Here is a 17,854-nt window from a genome sequence, read left to right as displayed (position 1 = left end):
AAGAGACTGACGCTGCGATCTAGTTCAGCCGAACGTGAACTTGGTGGTGATGGCCAGGACCATGACGATCAGCACCAGGAACGGCAGTTCGTTGGTCATGCGCCAGAACTTCTCGGAGTAAGGCCGCTGCCCGGCGGCGAACCGGCGGCGCGCGGCCGACAGGAAGCCGTGCCAGCCGGACATGAACACCACCCCGGCCAGCTTGGTCAGCATCCACGGCGTCGCCAGGAACCCCCAGCCGAACAGGTAGCGGCCGTCGTACCAGATCAGGCTCAGGCCCAGGATCCAGGCCAGGATCATCGCCGGGTTCATGATGATGCGCAGCAGCTTCTGCTCCATCACCTGGAAGGTCTGGTCCATCTCCGAACCGACCGCCGCCTTGGAATGGTAGACATAAAGCCGCGGCAGATAGAGCTGGCCGGCCATCCAGGCCATCACCGCGACGATGTGGAACCCCATCAGGACGTCGTGGGTCGAGGCGTGCATCAGGCGGGGGCTCCGAGGAAGGCGCGCTGGCCGCAGAGGCCGAAGGGGGCGGGGCAGCGGGCGTTGTCCGAGGTCATGGACAGACCATTCAGGGCCTTCTCCGTCGCGGCCGCCAGCCCTTCGATGAACACCGCCCCGGTCCCCACCGCCGGGGCCCGCAGGTAGGTCTGCATGCCCAGCTCGGCCGCCAGGTGGGCATACTCGATGTCGAGCTCCACCAGGGTCTCGACGTGCTCGGAGACAAAGGCGATCGGATCGATCAGCACGCCCAGGCCTTCCTCGGCGGCGGTCGTGATCGCCTCCGGCGTGGACGGGCCCAGCCACTTCAGGGGACCGACTCGGCTCTGGTAGCACAGCGCCCAGTCCAGGCCCGGACCCCAGGTTTCCTTCACCCGCTCGGCCACTGCCGCGCAGGTGGCCTCGATCTGCCACTGGTAGGGATCGCCACGTGAGATAACCGCCTGGGGCACGCCATGGGCCGAGAACAGCAGCCGCACCGGAGGGTGGCCGGCCTGGGTCCAGGTCTCCAGGATCGCCCGCGCATGCGCCTCCACCAGCCCCTCATTGGCGTACCAGCAGCACAGGGTCAGCGCCTCGCCAGGACCACGATAGGTCTCTCGCCAAGCCCTCAGCGACGACGCGGTGGTGGCGGTGGAATACTGCGGATAGAGCGGGACCAGCACGATACGGTCTGGGGCGAAGGCGGCCACGTCCTGCGCGGTCTGCGCCGTGTCCGGCTTCCAGTAGCGCATGGCGATGAAGCTCTTCACCTCGTCGCCGGGCAGCCGTCGGGCCAGGGCGCCCGCCAGCGCCTCCGCCTGCGCCTCGGTCTGCTTCAGCAGCGGCGAGCCGCCGCCCATGTACGCATAGTTGGCCTGGGCCGTGGTCTCGCGCCGCTTGGCGATGAACCAGGCCAGCGGCAGGCGCACCGCCGCCGGCGCGCCGATGATCGCCGGGTCCGAGAACAGGTTCTGCAGGAACGGGCGCACATCCGCGGGCCCATCCGGCCCGCCGAGGTTGAACAGGACGACGGCGATCCGGCGCGGGGCGGCCACGCGGCTAGAGTCCGGTCACGCGATGCACGACCCGGCCGATGTGGTCCACCGGCGTGTCGGGCATCACCCCGTGGCCCAGGTTGAAGATGTATGGCCCGCCGCCCCACTGCTGCAGCAGCTGGTCCACCCGCCGGTCCAGCGCTTCGCCGCCGGCGCGCAGCAGCAACGGGTCCAGCGCGCCCTGGATGGTGACGGTCTTCTGCAACCTTTGGCCGAGCGCGGCCGGGGCCTGCACGTCCAGGCCGACCCCCTGCACCCCGGCCGCCGCCGCGTAGTTCTCCACCAGGGCGCCGGCGCCGCGCGGAAAACCGATCACCGGCACGTCGATCCCCTGGTCCCGCAGGCCCTGGACGATGGCGGCGTGCGGGCGGGTCACCACCCGTTCGAACACGTCCTCCGGCAGCAGCTCCGCCCAACTCTCAAACAGCTGCAGCGCCTGGGCGCCGGCGCGCACCTGCATCACCAGGTAGCGGATGGTGGCGTCGACCAGCACTGCGATCAGCCGGTCCAGCATCTCCGGATCGGTGAAGGCCAGCGAGCGGGCGCGGACCCGGTCGGAGCCGCGGCCCTCGATCATGTAGGTCGCCACCGTCCACGGCGCGCCGGCGAAGCCGATCAGGGCGCGCTCGGGCTCCAGCGCCGCGCGCACCCGCTTCAGGGTCTCGCCGATCGCCGACAGCCGCTCGGTGGATGCCTCCACCTGGTCGGCCATGCTCTCGATCGACGGCAGTTCGCCCAGCCGCGGTCCCTCGCCGGTCTCGAACCAGACACGCTGGCCCAGGGCCCCCGGGATCAGCAGGATGTCAGCGAACACGATCGCCGCATCGAACGGGAAGCGCCGCATGGGCTGCAGCGTCGCCTCGGCCGCCATCTCCGGATCGTGGCAGAACGAGATGAAGTCCTGCGCCCGGGTCCGCAGCTCGCGATATTCCGGCAGCGAGCGGCCGGCCTGGCGCATGAACCAGATCGGCGGGCGGTCCAGCGTCTCGTGCGCGAGGGCCCGCAGGAAGCGGGGCGTAACGTCGGTGGTGGCGGGGGGCGGATCGGAAAGGGCCATGAGGGTCTTAAACCGCCTCGGCGGCATGGTCTCAAGCCCCGGTGTGGGCCCTTACCTCCTCTTCTTAATTAAGAAAGTCTTAGGAGAGGTAAAGAAGGTATTAAGGCGGTGGATATCGGGGATGACTCGGCGTCATCCAGCGCCCATGCGCCACCCATCAACAGGCCTGTCCCCAGGCCCGGCGCGCCGACGCCCACATGTGGATGCTGTGGATAGCCGGCAAGTCGCTGAGCCGGCGATGAAAATCGCCTCTCACCCTCCACACCCCCGTGACCGGCCGGGGGAGGATGTCACACGGTGGGGATGGGCTGAGCGCCGCGTCCACCGGGGACTGGATCGGGGGACCCAACTGGGCCAAAACCGGGGTCTATCCCCCGGTCTCTGCGGCGGCCTGTCGCAGGCGGGATTCCATGCACCGAGGGGGGCGTTCGGCGCCCCGATTGGTTAAGCAGAGGTTAACGATGCATCCACAGGAATCCCCCCGCCTGGACGGTCCCCGAAAGCAGCCTCGTCGATGACTCCCGCGCCCCGCCTCGCCACCTATTTCCACGTCCACCTGGTGTCGGATTCCACCGGCGAGACGCTGAACGCCATGGCCCGCGCGGTGTGCGCCCGGTTCACGAACGTCCTGCCCATCGAACACATCTACGCCCTGGTGCGCTCGCAGCGGCAGCTGGAGCGCGCCCTGGAGGAGATCGCCAACGCGCCCGGCGTGGTGCTGCACACCATCGTCGACGCCAATCTGCGCTCGGCGCTGGAGGCCGGCTGCCAGAACCTGGACATGCCGTGCATCGCCGCGTTGGACCCGCTGACCTCGTCGCTGTCGCGCTATCTCGGTGCGCCGCTGTCCACCCGCACCGGCGCGCACCTGAAGCTGGACTCCGACTATTTCAATCGCATGGACGCCCTGTCCTACGCCCTGGGCCACGACGACGGCCAGGGCGGCCAGGACCTGGAGCGGGCCGACGTGGTGCTGGTGGGCGTGTCACGCACGTCCAAGACCCCGACCTCGATCTATCTGGCGCATCGCGGCGTACGGGCGGCGAACGTGCCGCTGGTGCCGGGCGCGAAGCTGCCGGCGGCGCTGATGAACTCGACCGTGCCCGTGGTGGGCCTGATCGTTTCGCCCGACCGGCTGGTGCAGATCCGCCGCAACCGGCTGCGCACCCTGCGCGAGGAGCGAGACAGCGCCTATGTGGACGTGGATTCGGTGCGCCAGGAGATCGTCGACGCCCGGCGGCTGTTCGAGCGCCAGGGCTGGCCGGTGATCGACGTGACCCGCCGCTCGGTGGAGGAGACCGCCGCGGCGGTGATCAACTTCCTCTCCGGCGGCCGCGGCCAGGTGGAGCTGCTCGGGTGAGTTCGGACGTCACGGTGGTGCTGGCCTCGCAAAGTTCGTCGCGCGCCGCGCTGCTGGCCGGGGCCGGCGTCGCCTTCGACAAGGCCTCTTCGGGCGTCGACGAGGCGGCGGTGAAGGCCGGGCTGCTGGGCGAGGGCGCCAGCCCGCGCGACATCGCCGACGCCCTGGCCGAGCTGAAGGCGGTGAAGGTGTCCATGGCCCGGCCAGGCGCGCTGGTGATCGGCGCGGACCAGACCCTGGACCTGGACGGGGCGCTCTACGACAAGGCCGACAGCCTGGCCGAGGCGCGCGCCCGGCTGCAGACCTTCCGCGGCCGGCGCCACAGGCTGCACGCCGCGGTGGTCGTGGCCCTGGACGGGGCGCCGATCTGGCGCACGCTGGAGAGCCCGGCCCTGACCATGCGGCCGTTCACCGACGCCTTCCTGGACGGCTACCTGGCGCGCAACGCGGACGCGGCCCTGTCCAGCGTCGGCGGCTATTGGCTGGAAGGGGAGGGGGCGCAGCTGTTCGAGCGCATCGACGGCGACTATTTCGCCATCCTCGGCCTGCCGCTGCTGGGCCTGCTGGACCTGCTGCGGCGGTATGGAGTCCTGGAGCTATGAGCATCACTGCCGCCACCGTCGTCGCCGGGGTCGCCGGCCAGCCGGTGAAGCACTCGCTGAGCCCGCTGCTGCACAACGCCTGGCTGGCGGCGGCGGGGATCGACGGGGTCTATGTGGCGTTCGGCCCGCCGGCCGCCGGCTTTTCCGCCTTCGCCCGCGGCCTGCGCGGCGGGACGATCCGCGGGCTCAACGTCACGGTGCCGTTCAAGGAGGACGCCCTGGCGCTGGCCGACCAGGTCAGCGACCGGGCCGCCGCCGCCGGCGCCGCCAACCTGCTGCTGTTCGAGGCGGACGGCGCCATCCTCGCCGACAACACCGACGGCGTCGGCCTGCTGTCCGCCTTCGCCGCCCAGGCGCCCGGGTTCGACCCGGCCGCGGCGCCGGTGGTGATCCTGGGGGCGGGCGGGGCGGCGCGTGGCGCGGCGGCGGCCTTCCTTATGGCCGGCGCGCCGGAGATCCGGCTGGTCAACCGCACCGTCGAACGGGCCGAAGCGGTGGCGCAGGCGCTGGGCCCGCGGGTGCGGGTGATGCCGGACACCCGCGGCGCCCTGCCGGACGCCGGGGCGGTGATCAACGCCACCACCCTGGGGCTGAACGGCGGCGCGGGACCTGAGGTCGACTTCGCTGCGGCAGGCGCGGGCTGCGTGGTGATGGACATGGTCTACAAGCCCCTGGAGACCGCGTTCCTGCAGCACGCCGCCGCGGCCGGCCTGAGGACCGTGGACGGGCTGGAGATGCTGATCGGCCAGGCGCGGCCCAGCTTCGAGGCCTTCTACGGCGCGCCGACGCCGGCTATCGATGCGCGCAGCCTGGTGCTGAAGACGCTGGGACAGGCCTGAGGCAGGTCTGAAGCGAGCCTGGGGCAAGGCGAGGGGAGCAAACGGATGATCGTCGTCGGCCTGACCGGGTCCATCGGCATGGGCAAGTCCACCACCGTGGCGATGTTCGCCGCCGAGGGCGTGCCGGTCTACGACGCCGACGCCGAGGTGCACCGCATCTACGGTCCCGGCGGCCCGGCCGGCCCTAAGCTGGAGGCCGAGTTTCCGGGCGTGATGCGCCCGGACGGCTCGGTGGACCGCGCCGCGCTCAGCGCCCAGGTGGTCGGCAAGGACGAGGCGATGAACCGGCTGAACCGGATCGTGCATCCACTTCTGGGGGCCGGCCGCGCCGCCTTCTTCGAGAAGGCCAGGGCCGACAAGGCGCCGGTCGTGGTGCTGGACATCCCGCTGCTGTTCGAGACCGGCGGCGAGAAGAACGTCGACGCCGTGGTGGTGGTCAGCGCCCCGGCGGACGTGCAGCGGGCCCGGGTGCTGGCGCGCGAGGGCATGGACGAGGCCAAGCTGGACGGCATCCTGGCGCGGCAGATGGCCGACGTGGACAAGCGCGCCCGCGCCCATTTCATCGTCGATACCGGCCAGGGCCTGGAGAGCGCCCGCCAGCAGGTGCGCGACATCCTGGCCCGCTTGCGCGAGCGCGCCGAACAGGCTCATTGAAGGGCGCATGTCGCGCGAAATCGTCCTCGATACCGAAACCACCGGCCTCTCGGCCAAGGACGGCCACCGGATCATCGAGATCGCCTGCGTCGAGGTGGATGAGGCCATGCCCACGGGGCGGCACTTCCACGTCTATATCGACCCCGACCGGATGATCGACCCCGAGGCCGAGAAGGTGCACGGCATCTCCAACGCCTTCCTGACCGGCAAGCCGCGCTTCGAGCATCCGGAGATCGTCGACCAGTTCCTGGAGTTCGTCGGCGACGCCACCCTGGTGGCGCACAACGCCGCCTTCGACCGCGGCTTCATCAACGCCGAGCTGGAGCGCTGCGGCCGCGCGCCGCTGCACGAGGGCCGCTGGGTCGACACCCTGGCCATGGCGCAGAAGAAGTTCCCGGGGATGTACAACTCCCTGGATGCGCTCTGTAAGCGCTACAAGATCTCGCTCGCCGCCCGCGACAAGCACGGGGCGCTGATCGACGCCTCCCTGCTGGCCTCGGTGTACCTGGAGCTGCAGGGCGGCCGCGAGCGTTCGCTGGATCTGTCGCAGTCGTCGTCGACCGGCCCCGCGCGCACCGCCGAACGGGTCGCCTACGGCGCCCGCCCCCGCCCCCTGCTCAGCCGGATCACCGACGCCGAACGCGAGGCGCACCTGGCCTTCCTCGCCGCCGAGCTGAAGGAAAAGGCGGTGTGGCTGCGCTACGAGGTGGTGCTGGAGATCGCGGCCGAGGCCTGAGCCGGGCCCCGCCCATTTTCCTCTGTCATCCCGGAATCCGCGCAGCGGATATCCGGGACCGCGGCAAGCACGGGCGCCTCCCGCAGCGTCCTCCGATCGCGTATCCGGCGGTCCCGGATATGGGTTTACGCCCATTCCGGGATGACAGACGTTATAGAAATCAGGCGTTGCCGATCGGGGCGCCGTCGGCCGCGGCCTTGCGCTGGGCGTAGATGCCGGCGAAGTCGAGCGGCTCGAGCATGAACGGCGGGAAGCCGCCTTCCGCCGTCAGGTCGGAGATGATCCGCCGCGCGAACGGGAACAGGTAGCGCGGGCATTCTACCATCAGCACCGGCTCCAGGTCGCCCTCGGTGACGCCCAGGATCTGGAACAGGCCGGCGTAGACCAGTTCCACGTGAAACACGGTGTCGGCCTCGCGCAGGGCGCGGGCGGTGAGCTTCAGCTCGACCTCGAAGAAGCCGTCGTCGCGGCCACGGGCGTTCAGCTCCACGCCCAGGTCGATCTGCGGCTGCACGCCGCCGGCGCGCAGGCTCTCGGGCGCACGCGGGCTCTCGAACGACAGGTCGCGGATGTACTGGGCGAGAATGCGGATGCCGGGGCCGCTGTCGTCCTGGGCCGGGACGCCGATGTCGCTCATGAAGGGGAAGTCCGTCAGATTAGGCGAACGCTGAAGTGGCCGCGAAGGGCTGGGCCGGCGTTCCGGGAGCGGGCTCGCTAACATGGGGGCGCCGCGCGCGCAACGCCGCCGCCCGCCCGCGCGTTTGGCGATTACCCGCCGTCGGCTTGTTCAGGCTGACGTCAGGCGGCAGGAAGTACTATATGATATGTTCACCCTCCCGGAGCATCCTGGCACTTCCGTGACTGCGCTCGAACTCATCATCCTGGCGGCCCTGGCGGGGGTCGTGCTCTTTCAGCTCTACGCGGTGCTCGGCCGGCGCGTGGGCCGGGGGCCTGACGACCTGCCGCATGCCCAGGCGGTGGCCGGCGCGCCGGACCTGGCCAAGCCCGCCCCGGCGTCGCTGGAGGAGAGCGGTCCGCTCACCGGCCTGGCCGCCCTCAAGGCGCGCGACCCGGGCTTCGACATCGCCCAGTTTCTGAACGGCGCGCGCTCGGCCTACCAGATGATCGTCAAGGCCTTTGCCGCCGGCGACCGCGCGGCCTTGAAGCCGCTGCTGTCGGGCGAGGTGATGGGGCCGTTCGAGGCGGCCATCGCCCAGCGCGAGGCCGAGGGCCGCAGCGAGAGCGTGGACTTCCTGACCCCGCCCCGCGCCGACTTCGAGGGCGTGGACGTGGTGGGCGACGTGGCCAAGGCCGCCGTCCGCTTCCTGGCGGAATACCGCAAGCGCTCCAAGGGTCCTGAGGGCGAGGCGGTCGACGACCTGCGCACCGCCGAGATCTGGACCTTCGAACGCAATCTTAAGAGCCGCGACCCAAACTGGACGCTGATCCACGTCGACGCCGCGGAGGCGTAATGCGTTTTCAGTTCCTGCCGGGTCTCGCCGCGTTGAGTGGCGCCCTGGCGCTTGCCGCCTGCGCGACGACCGGGGCGCCCCCCGCTTCGACCGTCGCGTCGGGCACGGTCTCCGGCACGACCTGGCGCGCCCCGCCGCCACCCTACGCACCGCCGCCCTACGCTCGGCCGTCCGCCGCCGCACCGTCGGCGGACTCCGGCCATATGTCGGTCGATCCGGGGTTCGCCGGCCTGCAGGGCTGGGCCGAGGATGACCATGCCGCCGCCCTGGCCGCCTTCCAGCAGAGCTGCGCCGCCGCCCAGGATCCGGCGCTAAGAGACGTCTGCCGCCGCGCCGTGGCCCTGGGCCACGCCGACGAGCGCCAGGCCCGCCGCTTCCTGGAAACGCATTTCCGTCCCGAGGCTTCGCCGGAGGAAGGCTTGCTGACCGCGTACTTCGCCCCGGTCTACGAGGCCCGGAATATGCCGGAAGGTGAGTTCACCGCCCCGGTGCGGCCGCGGCCCGACGACCTGCCGGTCGCCGACTGGACCTCCGGCGCCGGCGCGCCCTATGCCGAACGCGCCGAGATCGAGGCCCGCCCGGCGCCCGACGCCCTGGCCTGGATGCGGCCCCAGGACCTGTTCTTCCTGCAGATCCAGGGCTCCGGCGTGCTGGTCTATCCGAACGGCGTGCGGGTCAAGGCGCTGTTCGACGGCGTCAACGGCGCCCGGTTCCGCGGTATCGCCACGCCGATGCGCGACCAGGGGCTGATCAGCGACACCTCCGGCGAAAGCATCCGCAGCTGGCTGGCGGCGCACGTGGGCGCCGAGGCCAACGCGGTGATGGACCTCAACCCGCGCTACGTGTTCTTCAAGATCGGCCCCGACGACGGCCAGGATCCCGCGGGCGCCGCGGGCATGCCGCTGATCCCCGGCCGCGCCGTGGCGGTCGACACCAGCCGCCACGCCCTGGGCGAACTGGTCTGGATCGACGCCTCGGCCCCAGCCCTGGCGGGGGCGTTTCCCACCTACCGGCGGCTGACCGTGGCCCTCGACACCGGCGGCGCGATCAAGGGCGACGCCCGCGCCGACCTCTATCTGGGCCGTGGCCCCGAGGCGGGGCTTGCGGCCGGCCGCGTGCGCCATACCTTGCGCCTGTACCGACTCGTCCCCGTCGACCCCGCGGGCTGAGCGACGGTCGTGAGCGAGGCGAGCTGCCGACGACGATGAAGAAGCCCGGCCCGCACGAGGACCTGCGCCTCTGGGCCGTGGTCGCCTCCACCGTCCGCCCGCTGCCCGGCCGCAGCCACCCCAAGCCGCCCTCGGCCGCCGCCCGCGCGCGCCGCCCCGCGGCCACGGCGCCCGCGCAACCTGCGCCCACGCCCGCAACCCCGCCGCCACCGGCGCCCACGACGCCCACGGCGCTGGCCGCGCCGATCAAAGCCACGCGCCGCCCGGTCCCGATCCAGGCGCCGGAGACCATCGAGCCCGGCCGCAAGCGCCGCATCGTGCGCGAGCGCGATCCGATCGTGGCCACCATCGACCTGCACAACATGACCCAGGACGTCGCCCGCGCCGCCCTGACCCGCTTCCTGCTGCACGCCCGCGCGCAGGGTGAGCGCGCCGTGCTGGTGATCACCGGCAAGGGGACCCTGGGTGACGGCGTCCTGCGCCGCCGCGTGCCCGACTGGCTGGGCGAGCCGCCGCTGCGCGAGGCGGTCGCGGGCTTGTCGGAAGCCCACCGCCGGCATGGCGGCGCCGGGGCGCTGTACGTGGCGTTGAAGCGGTAGGGGCGTCGCTCCGCTGGAGCCCCCATCCCGGCCTTCGGCGGTACTTCCCCCAGCGGGGGAAGAGAGCCGATGCCGAACGTTCCCTTCTCCTCCCCCCTTGGGGGAGGGGGACCCCCGAAGGGGGTGGAGGGGCCGCCGTGCGCCGGCGGCTATTTCTTCCGCGACGCCTTCTCGGCGATCCCCGAAACACCGTCGCGTTCGTCGAGCTTGGCGGCGACCTCGTCGAGGGTGACGCCGGCGGCGGCCAGCACCACCAGCCAGTGGTAGACCAGGTCGGCGCTCTCGGCGATCACGGCGTCGCGGTCGTCCTGGATCGAGGCGAGGGCCGCCTCCAGCGCCTCCTCGGCCAGCTTCTTGGCCGCCAGCGGCCGGTCGGACAGCAGCCGCGCCGACCAGGAGGCCTTGGGATCGGCGCCGCGGCGGGCGTCGATGGTGGCGGTCAGCCGCGCCAGGGTCTTGCCGAACTCGCTCATGCGCCCACCTTCAGGTCGCCGGCGAAGCTGGGCCGGATCGGGATGCCGGCGGCGGCCATGTCGCGCTTGGCCTCGGCGATGGAAACCTCGCCGAAGTGGAAGATCGAGGCGGCCAGCACCGCGTCGGCGCCCCCCTGCGTCACCGCCTCGACCAGGTGGCGGGTGTTTCCGGCGCCGCCGGAGGCGATCACCGGCACGCTCACCGCCGCCGTCACCGCCGCCAGCAGCGGCAGGTCGTAGCCGGTCCTGGCCCCGTCGCGGTCCATCGAGGTCAACAGGATCTCGCCGGCGCCGCGCGCCACGGCCTCGATGGCGTACTCCACAGCATCCAGCTCGACGTCCTTGCGCCCGCCGTAGGTGAACACCCCCCAGCGATCGCCCTTCTGCTTGGCGTCGATGGCCACCACCACCGCCTGCGAGCCGAAGGCGTCGGCGCAGGCGCTGATCAGGTCGCGGTTCTCCACGGCGGCGGTGTTGATCGACACCTTGTCGGCGCCGGCCAGCAGCAGGCGCCGGGCGTCCTCGACCTGGCGGATGCCGCCGCCGACGCCCACCGGCATGAAACAGACGTCGGCCGTGCGCGCGACGACGTCGAGGATCGCGCCGCGGCCCTCGTGGCTGGCGGTGATGTCGAGGAACATCAGCTCGTCGGCGCCGGCGGCGTCGTAGGCCCGGGCCTGTTCCACCGGATCGCCGGCGTCGCGCAGCTGCAGGAACTGCACGCCCTTGACCACGCGGCCGTCCTTGACGTCCAGGCAGGGGATCACGCGGGCCTTCAGCATCAGGCGGCCGCCCGCAGCGCTTCGGCCGGCTGGATGGTGCCGGCGTAGAGGGCCCGGCCCAGAACGGCGCCGGCGATCGGCGCGCCCTTGCGGGCCCGCACCTTGATGATGTCCTCGACCGTCGCCAGCCCCCCGGCGGCGATCACCGGGATCGACACCGCGTCGGCGATGGCGCCGAAGGTCTCGACGTTGAAGCCCATCAGCGCCCCGTCGCGGTCGATGTCGGTGACGATCAGGGCGGACACCCCGGCGTCCTCGAACTGGCGGGCCACGGTCAGGGCGTCCAGGCCGGAATCCTCCAGCCAGCCCTGCACCGCCACCTTGCCCTGCCGCACGTCGACCGACACGGCGATCTGCTCGGGCCATTCGCGCGCCGCGGTCTTCACCAGCTCGGGGTCGCGCACCGCGGCGGTGCCCAGGATCACGCGCGAGACGCCGGCCTCGATCCAGCCCTCGACGTTCTCCAGGCTGCGGATGCCGCCGCCCAGCTGCACCGGGATCGACACCGCCTCGAGGATCGCCTTGACCGCGGCGTCGTTGATCGCCCGGCCCTCGACGGAGCCGTTCAGGTCGACCACGTGCACCCACTCGAAGCCCGCCCGGGCCCAGGCGCGGGCCTGGTCGGCGGGGTCCTTGTTGAACACCGTGGCCGTGGCGAAGTCGCCGTGCACCACCCGCACGCACTCGCCATCCTTCAGGTCGATGGCCGGATAGAGGATCATGGACGCCATTCCAGGAAGTTGGCCAGGAGCCGCTGGCCTGCGGCCTGCGACTTCTCCGGGTGGAACTGAACCCCCGCCATGTTGTCCCGGACGACCGCCGCCGTGAACCGCCCGCCGTGATCGGTCCAGGCGGCGATGTCGGCCTCGTCCTCCGGGAAGAAGGCGAAGGAGTGGGTGAAATACATGTGCGTGCCGGCGGGCAGGCCGGCGAACAGCGGGCCCTGCAGCGCGCCGGCGCCGGCCTCGCCGCCGTCCAGGCCGTTCCAGCCCATGTGCGGCACCTTGAACTGGTGGCCGGCCGGCTCCAGCCGGCGAACCTCGCCGGCGATCCAGCCGAGGCCCGGGGTCTGGCCGAATTCCGTCGAGTGGCCCGCCAGCAGCTGCATGCCGACGCAGACCCCCAGGAACGGCGCGCCCTTGCCGCGCACCGCCTCGGTGACCGCCTCGGCCAGCCCCGGCCGGGCGCGCAGGGCGTTGATGCAGGCCGCGAAGGCGCCGACGCCGGGCAGCACGATGCGGTCGGCCGCCAGCACCGCCGCCGGGTCGCTGGTGGTCAGCACCGTCGTGCCGGGCGCGTGCTCGGCCGCGGCCTTCTGCAAGGCTTTTTCGGCCGAGCGGAGATTGCCCGACCCGTAGTCGATCAGGGCGACGCTCTGCATGGGAAAGATTCCTTAGAGCACGCCCTTGGTGGAGGGGGCGTGGCCGTGGGTCTTGGGATCGAGTTCGACGGCGGTGCGCAGGGCGCGGGCCAGGGCCTTGAAGCCGCTCTCGGCGATGTGGTGGCTGTTCTCGCCGTACAGCGTCTCCAGGTGCACGCACGCGCCCGCATTCATGGCGAAGGCGTGGTGGAACTCCTTGAACAGCTCGGTGTCCATGTCGCCCACCTTCGGGCGCTGGAAGTTCACCCGCCAGATCAGGTACGGGCGGTTGGACAGGTCGATGGCGCAGCGGGTCAGGGTCTCGTCCATCGGGATGTACGCATGGCCGAAGCGGCGCACCCCCTTGAAGCCGTCCAGCGCCTTGGCGAACGCCTGGCCGATGACGATGCCGGTGTCCTCCACCGTGTGGTGCATGTCGATGTGCAGGTCGCCCTTGGTCTCGATCCGCATGTCGAAACCGCCGTGCCGGGCGAAGCTCTCCAGCATGTGGTCGAAGAAGCCGATCCCGGTGGAGACCGTGGAATTACCCACGCCATCCAGGTCCAGGGCGACGCGGATCTGCGTCTCCTTGGTGGAGCGGCTGACCTCGGCGATCCTCGCCAGCTTGCCCTGACCTTCGGCCATCGAACTACAGTCCTTGGGCCGCCGCCAGGTCGCGCAGGGAAGTCTGCGGGCGGGGGCCGTAGTGCGAGATCACCTCCGCCGCCGCCAGGGCGCCGAGACGCGCGCAGACGTCCAGCGGCCGGCCCTGGGCGAGGCCGAAGAGAAATCCCGCCGCGTATTGGTCGCCCGCGCCGGTCGTGTCCACCACTTTCGACACCGGGAAGGCGGGAACCGCGATCGCCTGCCCGCCGGCGAGCACCACCGAGCCGGCTTCGCCGCGGGTGATGGCGGCGATGGCCACCTTCTGACCCATCGCCTTGGCGGCGGCGTCGAAGTCGTCGGTCTGGAACAGCGAGGCCAGCTCGACCTCGTTGCCGAACACGATGTCCACCTGGCTTTCCATGAAGCCCAGCAGGGCGTCGCGGTGGCGCTCGACGACGAAGGCGTCGGACAGGGTCAGCGAGATCCGCCGCTCGCAGGTGCGCGCGATCGCCGAGGCCTTGGCGAACGCCTTGCGCGCCTCCTCCGGGTCGAACAGGTAGCCCTCCAGGTAGAGGATCGCCGAGGCCTCGATCACCGCCGGATCAACGTCGGCCGCGGTCAGCTCGGTGGAGGCGCCCAGGAAGGTGCACATGGTGCGCTGGCCGTCCGGGGTGACGTTGATCAGCGAGCGGGCCGTGGCCGGGCCGCCGGCCAGGGGGGCGGTGTCGAAGTGCACGCCGATGGCGCGCATGTCGTGGGCGAACACCTCGCCCAGGGTGTCGCCGGCCACCTTGCCCACATAGGCCGCGCGCCCGCCGAGGCTCGCCACCCCGGCCACGGTGTTGCCCGCCGAGCCGCCGGAGGTCTCCAGCCCCGGCCCCATGCGGCCGTACAGCTGGTGCGCCCGCGCCTCGTCGATCAGCATCATCGAGCCCTTGCTCAGGGCCTCGGCGTCCAGGAACGCATCCTGCGCCTGGGCGATCACGTCGACGATGGCGTTGCCGATGGCGGCGACGTCGTATTGGGCGGTCATGCGGGGGTGGGTCTCGGCGGCGGCTGGAAGCGGCGAGGTATAGGAAAGTCGTGCAAAGGTGAAGTGTTAGCCGGTTCTCCGCTGGAGCCCCCATCCCCGGCTTCGCCGGTACTTCCCCCAGAGGGGGAAGAGATCCGTGCCGCGGACCCCCTTCTCCTCCCCCGTTGGGGGAGGGGGACCGCCGAAGGCGGTGGAGGGGGCTCCAGCGAAGAACCGGCTCAGCCCCCCAGGAACAGCTCCCGCGACGGGCACAGGTCGGCGACGATGCACTCGCCGCACTTCGGCTTCCGCGCCACGCACACATAGCGGCCGTGCAGGATCAGCCAGTGGTGGGCGCGGGTCAGGCGTTCGGGCGGCACGATGCGCATCAGGTCGGCCTCGACCTGGTCGGGGGTCTTGCCGGCCGACAGCTTCAGCCGGTGAGCGACGCGATAGACGTGGGTGTCGACGGCGATCGCCGGCTCGACGTCCAGCTCGTTGAGCACCACGCTGGCGGTCTTGCGGCCGACGCCCGGCAGCGCCATCAGCGCCTCGCGCTGAAGCGGAACCTCGCCGCCGTACCGCTCGATCAGGATGCGGCTGAGCGCGATGACGTTCTTCGCCTTGGTGCGGAACAGGCCGATCGAGGCGATGTACGGGGTCAGCCCGGCCTCGCCCAGGTCCAGGATCTGCTGCGGCGTGTCGGCCACGGCGTAGAGCCTCTCGGTGGCCTTGTTCACCGACTTGTCGGTGGCCTGGGCCGACAGCACCACCGCCACCAGCAGGGTGAAGGGCGAAGAATAGTCCAGCTCGGTCTTCGGATCGCCGAGATGGGCGGCGAAGCGGTCGAACAGCGCCTTGATGCGCTCGCGCTCCTTCGGCGCCGGGGGGCGGGGCTTTCGCTTCATGGACCTGGGAGCCATGGGGCGACCATGAACAGCTTCGCCAGCCAAGCCAAGACGGCCTCGCCAAGGGCGCCCGCGCGGGCGTATGAAGGGCTGTGGACGGACCGCTGTACATGGACGAGCTGATCACGCCCCACCGCTCGCTGTCGGAGCGGGGGTTCATCATCCTGATCGCCATCATGACCGCCATCAACTGCGCCACGGCGATCCTGTTCGTCAGCCTCGGCGCGGCGCCGATCCCGGCCTTCCTCGGCCTCGACCTGGTGGCGGTGGTGATCGCCTTCGCCGTCAGCAACCGCGCCACCCGCCGCAAGGAACGGGTGCAGGTCAGCGCCGCCGAGGTGCGGGTCGTGCTGGAGACGCCGCAGGGCGAGCAGCTGATCTGGGCCTCGCCCACCGCCTTCACCCGGGTCAACCTGGTCGGCGAGACCGAGGACCTGCCGGACCTTCGCCTGGCGCTGTCGGGCCGCGAACTGCCGGTGGGCCGCGCCCTGGGCCGCGTGGAGCGCCTGAACCTCGCCGCCGCCCTGCGCAAGGCGATCACCGCCGCCCGCCAGGAACGCTACGCCTGAGGGGCGGCGAGGCCCGTCAAGTTCGCTGCCGCCCCTCCCACACTGTCATCCCGGAATCGGCGTCAGCCGATATCCGGGACCGCGGCGAGCTCCCAAGCCCGCTACCGCCGGTAACCGCCCGCGTTTCCGGCGGTCCCGGATATCGGCTGACGCCGATTCCGGGATGACAGAAGGAAGGGAAGCAGGCGCTCCCCGCCGCAAGAAGCGGGCGGATTTGCGTTTCGGGCGGCGGTAGATTCTTCGCCATGAGCACGATCCTGAAACCCGTTCCCACCCTGGCCGGCCTGCAGGCGCAGTCGGCCGACTACCAGCGCATGGAGAAGGCGCTGGCCTGGCTCGCCGAGCGCTGGCGCGAGCGGCCGTCGCTGGACGAGGCGGCCGAGGCGGTGGGGCTGTCGCCGTTCCACTTCCAGCGGGTGTTCACCCGCTGGGCCGGGGTCAGCCCCAAGACCTTCATGGCCGCCCTGGCGCACGACGAGGCGCGCCGGCTGCTGATCGAGGAGGACGCCAGCGTGCTGGACGCCGCGCTGGACACCGGCCTGTCCGGCCCCTCGCGGCTGCACGACCTGTTCATCGCCCAGGAAGGGGTCACCCCGGGCGACGCCCGCCGCCGTGGCGAGGGGCTGGAGCTGACCTTCGGCTGGGCGCCCACGCCGTTCGGCAAGGGCCTGTTCGTGCTCGCCCCGCGCGGCCTGGCGGGCCTGTCCTTCGCCGACGAGGGCCAGGAGGAGACCGCGTTCGCCGAGGCGCACGCCCGCTTCCCGGCGGCCCGCTGGGTGCGCGACGACACGGTCGCCGCCGAGGCCGCGCTTGGCGCCTTCACCGGCGCGCCCACGCCGCTGGTGCTGATCGGGCCGCCGTTCCACGTGCAGGTGTGGAAGGCGCTGCTGCGCATCCCCCGGGGCGAGACCGCCAGCTATGCCGACGTCGCCGCCTGGGCCGGCAAGCCCGGCGCCTTCCGCGCCACCGGCGCGGCGATCGGCGCCAATCCGCTGGGTTTCCTGATCCCCTGCCACCGCGCGATCGCCAAGGACGGTCGCCTGCACGGCTACCACTGGGGCCTCGGCCGCAAGGCGGCGATGCTGGGGATGGAAGCGGTTGAGGCGGCCCGGGCGGCGTGAGCCCCGCCAGCGGGGAAAGAGAGGCTATGGCGTCTTCGCCGCCGCCCGGCGCTCGGCCATCTCCATGCCCTTGACCAGCACGATCTTGGCGACCGTGGCGCCGGGGATGAAGATGTTGGCGGCCTCGGCCCCGAGGTCGAGCAGGAACTTGGGCTCCATGATCTTGCCGAGGTGCTGTTCGAAGGTGGTCCCGGCGGTCTTCACCTCGCCGGTCAGGGCGTCGAACTCCACCACCGCCTCCTTGCCCTGGCGGCGGTAGCGGAAGGCGTAGACCGGCCGGTAGTAGAGGTCGACGTGCTCCAGCCGCACGTGCTCCTCCAGCACCTTGTCCGCGTCGAACTTGATGATCGCCGCGGCCACGGCGTCGCGCACCAGCACCGAGGCGCGGGCCTGGGGCGGCACCACCACCGTGTTGTCCTCGGCGGTGGCGGCCAGACTGCCGGCGTCGGCTTCGGTGGCGGCGTAGTCCATGTAGACCGCGAGCTTCGGATCCTGCTGGCCGGTCAGGCCGTCGATGAACAGGTCCCGCCGGATGTCCTCACGGCAGGTTTCCAGGCCGGAGAGGGCGAACTTGCGGTCCACCACCGGCCGCTCCTCGCCGGCGATGGTCACCGCGCGCACCTCCGGCGGCACCGCCACCTGGTAGTCGCGCCGGCGCTCGTAGGCGAAGGTCGCGGCGGTGGCGATGCGCCAGAACGGTTGCAGCCGCCGCTCGCGGTAAACGCATTCGAACTCATCGTCCTTCGGCTTGGCCAGGAAGCCGGCCATCTTGGCCATGGTGCCGAACGCCTCGACCCGCCGGCTCCAGGCGCGGCCCTCGGCGTGCTCCATGGTGTACTTGTCCGCCAGGACCAGGATGCGTTCTTCGGCGATCTCGACGTTCATGGGCGCATGAACGGTCAAAAACGCCGTTCATTCAACCCTCCCCTTCATGGGGAGGGAAAGGCGGCCCGCCCTCCCCCTTCATGGGGAGGGAAAGGCGGCGAAGCCGCCA

General features: G+C 71.4%; 22 protein-coding genes. 10 read left to right on the top strand and 12 right to left on the bottom strand.

The window, feature by feature from the left end:
- Window positions 1-24: 24 nt before the first annotated feature.
- Genes ACO2Q3_RS23345 through hemE form a run of 3 tightly spaced genes read right to left on the bottom strand, consistent with a single transcriptional unit; the run spans window position 25 to window position 2,598 of the window.
- Window positions 25-486: a CopD family protein gene (locus tag ACO2Q3_RS23345; RefSeq protein WP_423311046.1), complete on the bottom strand. Its 462-nt coding sequence runs from the start codon at window positions 484-486 to the stop codon at window positions 25-27.
- Window positions 486-1,541, bottom strand: a complete 1,056-nt coding sequence (hemH, locus tag ACO2Q3_RS23340) for a ferrochelatase (protein WP_423311044.1) — start codon at window positions 1,539-1,541, stop codon at window positions 486-488. The genes ACO2Q3_RS23345 and hemH overlap by 1 nt, the downstream gene beginning before the upstream one ends.
- A gap of 4 nt (window positions 1,542-1,545) precedes the next feature.
- A complete protein-coding gene (gene hemE / locus ACO2Q3_RS23335; RefSeq protein WP_423311042.1) occupies window positions 1,546-2,598 on the bottom strand; it encodes a uroporphyrinogen decarboxylase in 1,053 nt (350 codons plus the stop codon).
- Between the two features lie 514 nt (window positions 2,599-3,112).
- On the opposite strand from hemE, the gene ACO2Q3_RS23330 reads away from it, so the two are divergent.
- From ACO2Q3_RS23330 to dnaQ, 5 genes are read left to right on the top strand one after another with little or no spacing between them, the layout of a single operon-like run.
- On the top strand, window positions 3,113-3,958 hold the full coding sequence (locus tag ACO2Q3_RS23330; RefSeq protein WP_423311040.1) for a pyruvate, water dikinase regulatory protein: 846 nt from the start codon (window positions 3,113-3,115) through the stop codon (window positions 3,956-3,958).
- Window positions 3,955-4,560: a Maf family protein gene (locus ACO2Q3_RS23325; protein WP_423311038.1), complete on the top strand. Its 606-nt coding sequence runs from the start codon at window positions 3,955-3,957 to the stop codon at window positions 4,558-4,560. Before ACO2Q3_RS23330 ends, ACO2Q3_RS23325 begins: the two co-directional genes overlap by 4 nt.
- Entirely contained in the window at window positions 4,557-5,399 is an 843-nt protein-coding gene (aroE, locus tag ACO2Q3_RS23320; RefSeq protein WP_423311036.1) for a shikimate dehydrogenase, read from the top strand. Before ACO2Q3_RS23325 ends, aroE begins: the two co-directional genes overlap by 4 nt.
- 45 nt (window positions 5,400-5,444) lie before the next feature.
- Complete coding sequence (gene coaE / locus ACO2Q3_RS23315) at window positions 5,445-6,053, top strand: dephospho-CoA kinase (RefSeq protein ID WP_423311034.1); 609 nt, start codon at window positions 5,445-5,447, stop codon at window positions 6,051-6,053.
- A gap of 7 nt (window positions 6,054-6,060) precedes the next feature.
- Entirely contained in the window at window positions 6,061-6,789 is a 729-nt protein-coding gene (gene dnaQ / locus ACO2Q3_RS23310; protein ID WP_423311032.1) for a DNA polymerase III subunit epsilon, read from the top strand.
- A 160-nt stretch (window positions 6,790-6,949) separates the two neighbouring features.
- Here dnaQ and secB read toward each other — a convergent pair whose 3' ends face one another.
- A complete protein-coding gene (gene secB, locus ACO2Q3_RS23305; protein WP_423311030.1) occupies window positions 6,950-7,426 on the bottom strand; it encodes a protein-export chaperone SecB in 477 nt (158 codons plus the stop codon).
- Window positions 7,427-7,613: 187 nt separating this feature from the next.
- Between secB and timA the strand changes: the two genes are divergently transcribed.
- From timA to ACO2Q3_RS23290, 3 genes are read left to right on the top strand one after another with little or no spacing between them, the layout of a single operon-like run.
- A complete protein-coding gene (timA, locus tag ACO2Q3_RS23300) occupies window positions 7,614-8,261 on the top strand; it encodes a TIM44-related membrane protein TimA (protein WP_423311028.1) in 648 nt (215 codons plus the stop codon).
- Window positions 8,261-9,430, top strand: a complete 1,170-nt coding sequence (locus ACO2Q3_RS23295; protein ID WP_423311026.1) for an MltA domain-containing protein — start codon at window positions 8,261-8,263, stop codon at window positions 9,428-9,430. The genes timA and ACO2Q3_RS23295 overlap by 1 nt, the downstream gene beginning before the upstream one ends.
- A 35-nt stretch (window positions 9,431-9,465) precedes the next feature.
- Window positions 9,466-10,029, top strand: coding sequence for a Smr/MutS family protein (locus tag ACO2Q3_RS23290; RefSeq protein WP_423311024.1), 564 nt, complete (start codon window positions 9,466-9,468; stop codon window positions 10,027-10,029).
- A 149-nt stretch (window positions 10,030-10,178) separates the two neighbouring features.
- Here the strand turns inward: ACO2Q3_RS23290 and ACO2Q3_RS23285 are convergent, their stop codons facing one another.
- From ACO2Q3_RS23285 to nth, 7 genes are all read right to left on the bottom strand, one after another.
- Complete coding sequence (locus ACO2Q3_RS23285) at window positions 10,179-10,502, bottom strand: phosphoribosyl-ATP diphosphatase (RefSeq protein ID WP_423311022.1); 324 nt, start codon at window positions 10,500-10,502, stop codon at window positions 10,179-10,181.
- Window positions 10,499-11,284 (bottom strand): imidazole glycerol phosphate synthase subunit HisF, encoded by a 786-nt coding sequence (gene hisF, locus ACO2Q3_RS23280; RefSeq protein ID WP_423311020.1) that lies wholly within the window; start codon window positions 11,282-11,284, stop codon window positions 10,499-10,501. Before hisF ends, ACO2Q3_RS23285 begins: the two co-directional genes overlap by 4 nt.
- Window positions 11,284-12,006: a 1-(5-phosphoribosyl)-5-[(5-phosphoribosylamino)methylideneamino]imidazole-4-carboxamide isomerase gene (hisA, locus tag ACO2Q3_RS23275; protein WP_423311018.1), complete on the bottom strand. Its 723-nt coding sequence runs from the start codon at window positions 12,004-12,006 to the stop codon at window positions 11,284-11,286. Before hisA ends, hisF begins: the two co-directional genes overlap by 1 nt.
- Window positions 12,003-12,665: an imidazole glycerol phosphate synthase subunit HisH gene (hisH, locus tag ACO2Q3_RS23270; protein WP_423311016.1), complete on the bottom strand. Its 663-nt coding sequence runs from the start codon at window positions 12,663-12,665 to the stop codon at window positions 12,003-12,005. The genes hisA and hisH overlap by 4 nt, the downstream gene beginning before the upstream one ends.
- A gap of 12 nt (window positions 12,666-12,677) precedes the next feature.
- The gene (hisB, locus tag ACO2Q3_RS23265; RefSeq protein ID WP_423311189.1) at window positions 12,678-13,268 is read right to left on the bottom strand and encodes an imidazoleglycerol-phosphate dehydratase HisB; all 591 of its coding nucleotides are present in this window, start codon (window positions 13,266-13,268) and stop codon (window positions 12,678-12,680) included.
- Window positions 13,269-13,293: 25 nt separating this feature from the next.
- Window positions 13,294-14,283, bottom strand: coding sequence for an adenosine kinase (locus ACO2Q3_RS23260; protein WP_423311014.1), 990 nt, complete (start codon window positions 14,281-14,283; stop codon window positions 13,294-13,296).
- 218 nt (window positions 14,284-14,501) lie between these two features.
- On the bottom strand, window positions 14,502-15,170 hold the full coding sequence (gene nth, locus ACO2Q3_RS23255; protein ID WP_423311012.1) for an endonuclease III: 669 nt from the start codon (window positions 15,168-15,170) through the stop codon (window positions 14,502-14,504).
- Window positions 15,171-15,280: 110 nt separating this feature from the next.
- Between nth and ACO2Q3_RS23250 the strand changes: the two genes are divergently transcribed.
- Entirely contained in the window at window positions 15,281-15,739 is a 459-nt protein-coding gene (locus tag ACO2Q3_RS23250) for a DUF2244 domain-containing protein (RefSeq protein WP_423311010.1), read from the top strand.
- Window positions 15,740-15,984: 245 nt separating this feature from the next.
- On the top strand, window positions 15,985-16,860 hold the full coding sequence (locus tag ACO2Q3_RS23245) for a methylated-DNA--[protein]-cysteine S-methyltransferase (protein WP_423311008.1): 876 nt from the start codon (window positions 15,985-15,987) through the stop codon (window positions 16,858-16,860).
- 24 nt (window positions 16,861-16,884) lie between these two features.
- Here ACO2Q3_RS23245 and ACO2Q3_RS23240 read toward each other — a convergent pair whose 3' ends face one another.
- A complete protein-coding gene (locus ACO2Q3_RS23240; RefSeq protein WP_423311006.1) occupies window positions 16,885-17,745 on the bottom strand; it encodes a hypothetical protein in 861 nt (286 codons plus the stop codon).
- Between the last annotated feature and the right edge of the window lie 109 nt (window positions 17,746-17,854).

The organism is Caulobacter sp. KR2-114, from assembly GCF_049446115.1.
GTDB lineage: Bacteria > Pseudomonadota > Alphaproteobacteria > Caulobacterales > Caulobacteraceae > Acaudatibacter.
Note: the sequence above shows the minus strand (reverse complement) of the source record. Positions and strands in the feature narration are given on the sequence as shown.

What these genes read in the sequence shown, in the direction of transcription:
- ACO2Q3_RS23345 (WP_423311046.1), bottom strand. Translation starts at nt 486, where the DNA reads ATGCACGCCTCGACCCACGACGTCCTGATGGGGTTCCACATCGTCGCG.
- ACO2Q3_RS23285 (WP_423311022.1), bottom strand. Translation starts at nt 10,502, where the DNA reads ATGAGCGAGTTCGGCAAGACCCTGGCGCGGCTGACCGCCACCATCGAC.
- aroE (WP_423311036.1), top strand. Translation starts at nt 4,557, where the DNA reads ATGAGCATCACTGCCGCCACCGTCGTCGCCGGGGTCGCCGGCCAGCCG.
- hisF (WP_423311020.1), bottom strand. Translation starts at nt 11,284, where the DNA reads ATGCTGAAGGCCCGCGTGATCCCCTGCCTGGACGTCAAGGACGGCCGC.
- ACO2Q3_RS23260 (WP_423311014.1), bottom strand. Translation starts at nt 14,283, where the DNA reads ATGACCGCCCAATACGACGTCGCCGCCATCGGCAACGCCATCGTCGAC.
- coaE (WP_423311034.1), top strand. Translation starts at nt 5,445, where the DNA reads ATGATCGTCGTCGGCCTGACCGGGTCCATCGGCATGGGCAAGTCCACC.
- ACO2Q3_RS23240 (WP_423311006.1), bottom strand. Translation starts at nt 17,745, where the DNA reads ATGAACGTCGAGATCGCCGAAGAACGCATCCTGGTCCTGGCGGACAAG.
- ACO2Q3_RS23250 (WP_423311010.1), top strand. Translation starts at nt 15,281, where the DNA reads ATGGACGAGCTGATCACGCCCCACCGCTCGCTGTCGGAGCGGGGGTTC.
- secB (WP_423311030.1), bottom strand. Translation starts at nt 7,426, where the DNA reads ATGAGCGACATCGGCGTCCCGGCCCAGGACGACAGCGGCCCCGGCATC.
- hisH (WP_423311016.1), bottom strand. Translation starts at nt 12,665, where the DNA reads ATGCAGAGCGTCGCCCTGATCGACTACGGGTCGGGCAATCTCCGCTCG.
- ACO2Q3_RS23295 (WP_423311026.1), top strand. Translation starts at nt 8,261, where the DNA reads ATGCGTTTTCAGTTCCTGCCGGGTCTCGCCGCGTTGAGTGGCGCCCTG.
- hemE (WP_423311042.1), bottom strand. Translation starts at nt 2,598, where the DNA reads ATGGCCCTTTCCGATCCGCCCCCCGCCACCACCGACGTTACGCCCCGC.
- nth (WP_423311012.1), bottom strand. Translation starts at nt 15,170, where the DNA reads ATGAAGCGAAAGCCCCGCCCCCCGGCGCCGAAGGAGCGCGAGCGCATC.
- dnaQ (WP_423311032.1), top strand. Translation starts at nt 6,061, where the DNA reads ATGTCGCGCGAAATCGTCCTCGATACCGAAACCACCGGCCTCTCGGCC.
- ACO2Q3_RS23245 (WP_423311008.1), top strand. Translation starts at nt 15,985, where the DNA reads ATGAGCACGATCCTGAAACCCGTTCCCACCCTGGCCGGCCTGCAGGCG.
- timA (WP_423311028.1), top strand. Translation starts at nt 7,614, where the DNA reads ATGTTCACCCTCCCGGAGCATCCTGGCACTTCCGTGACTGCGCTCGAA.
- ACO2Q3_RS23330 (WP_423311040.1), top strand. Translation starts at nt 3,113, where the DNA reads ATGACTCCCGCGCCCCGCCTCGCCACCTATTTCCACGTCCACCTGGTG.
- ACO2Q3_RS23290 (WP_423311024.1), top strand. Translation starts at nt 9,466, where the DNA reads ATGAAGAAGCCCGGCCCGCACGAGGACCTGCGCCTCTGGGCCGTGGTC.
- hisA (WP_423311018.1), bottom strand. Translation starts at nt 12,006, where the DNA reads ATGATCCTCTATCCGGCCATCGACCTGAAGGATGGCGAGTGCGTGCGG.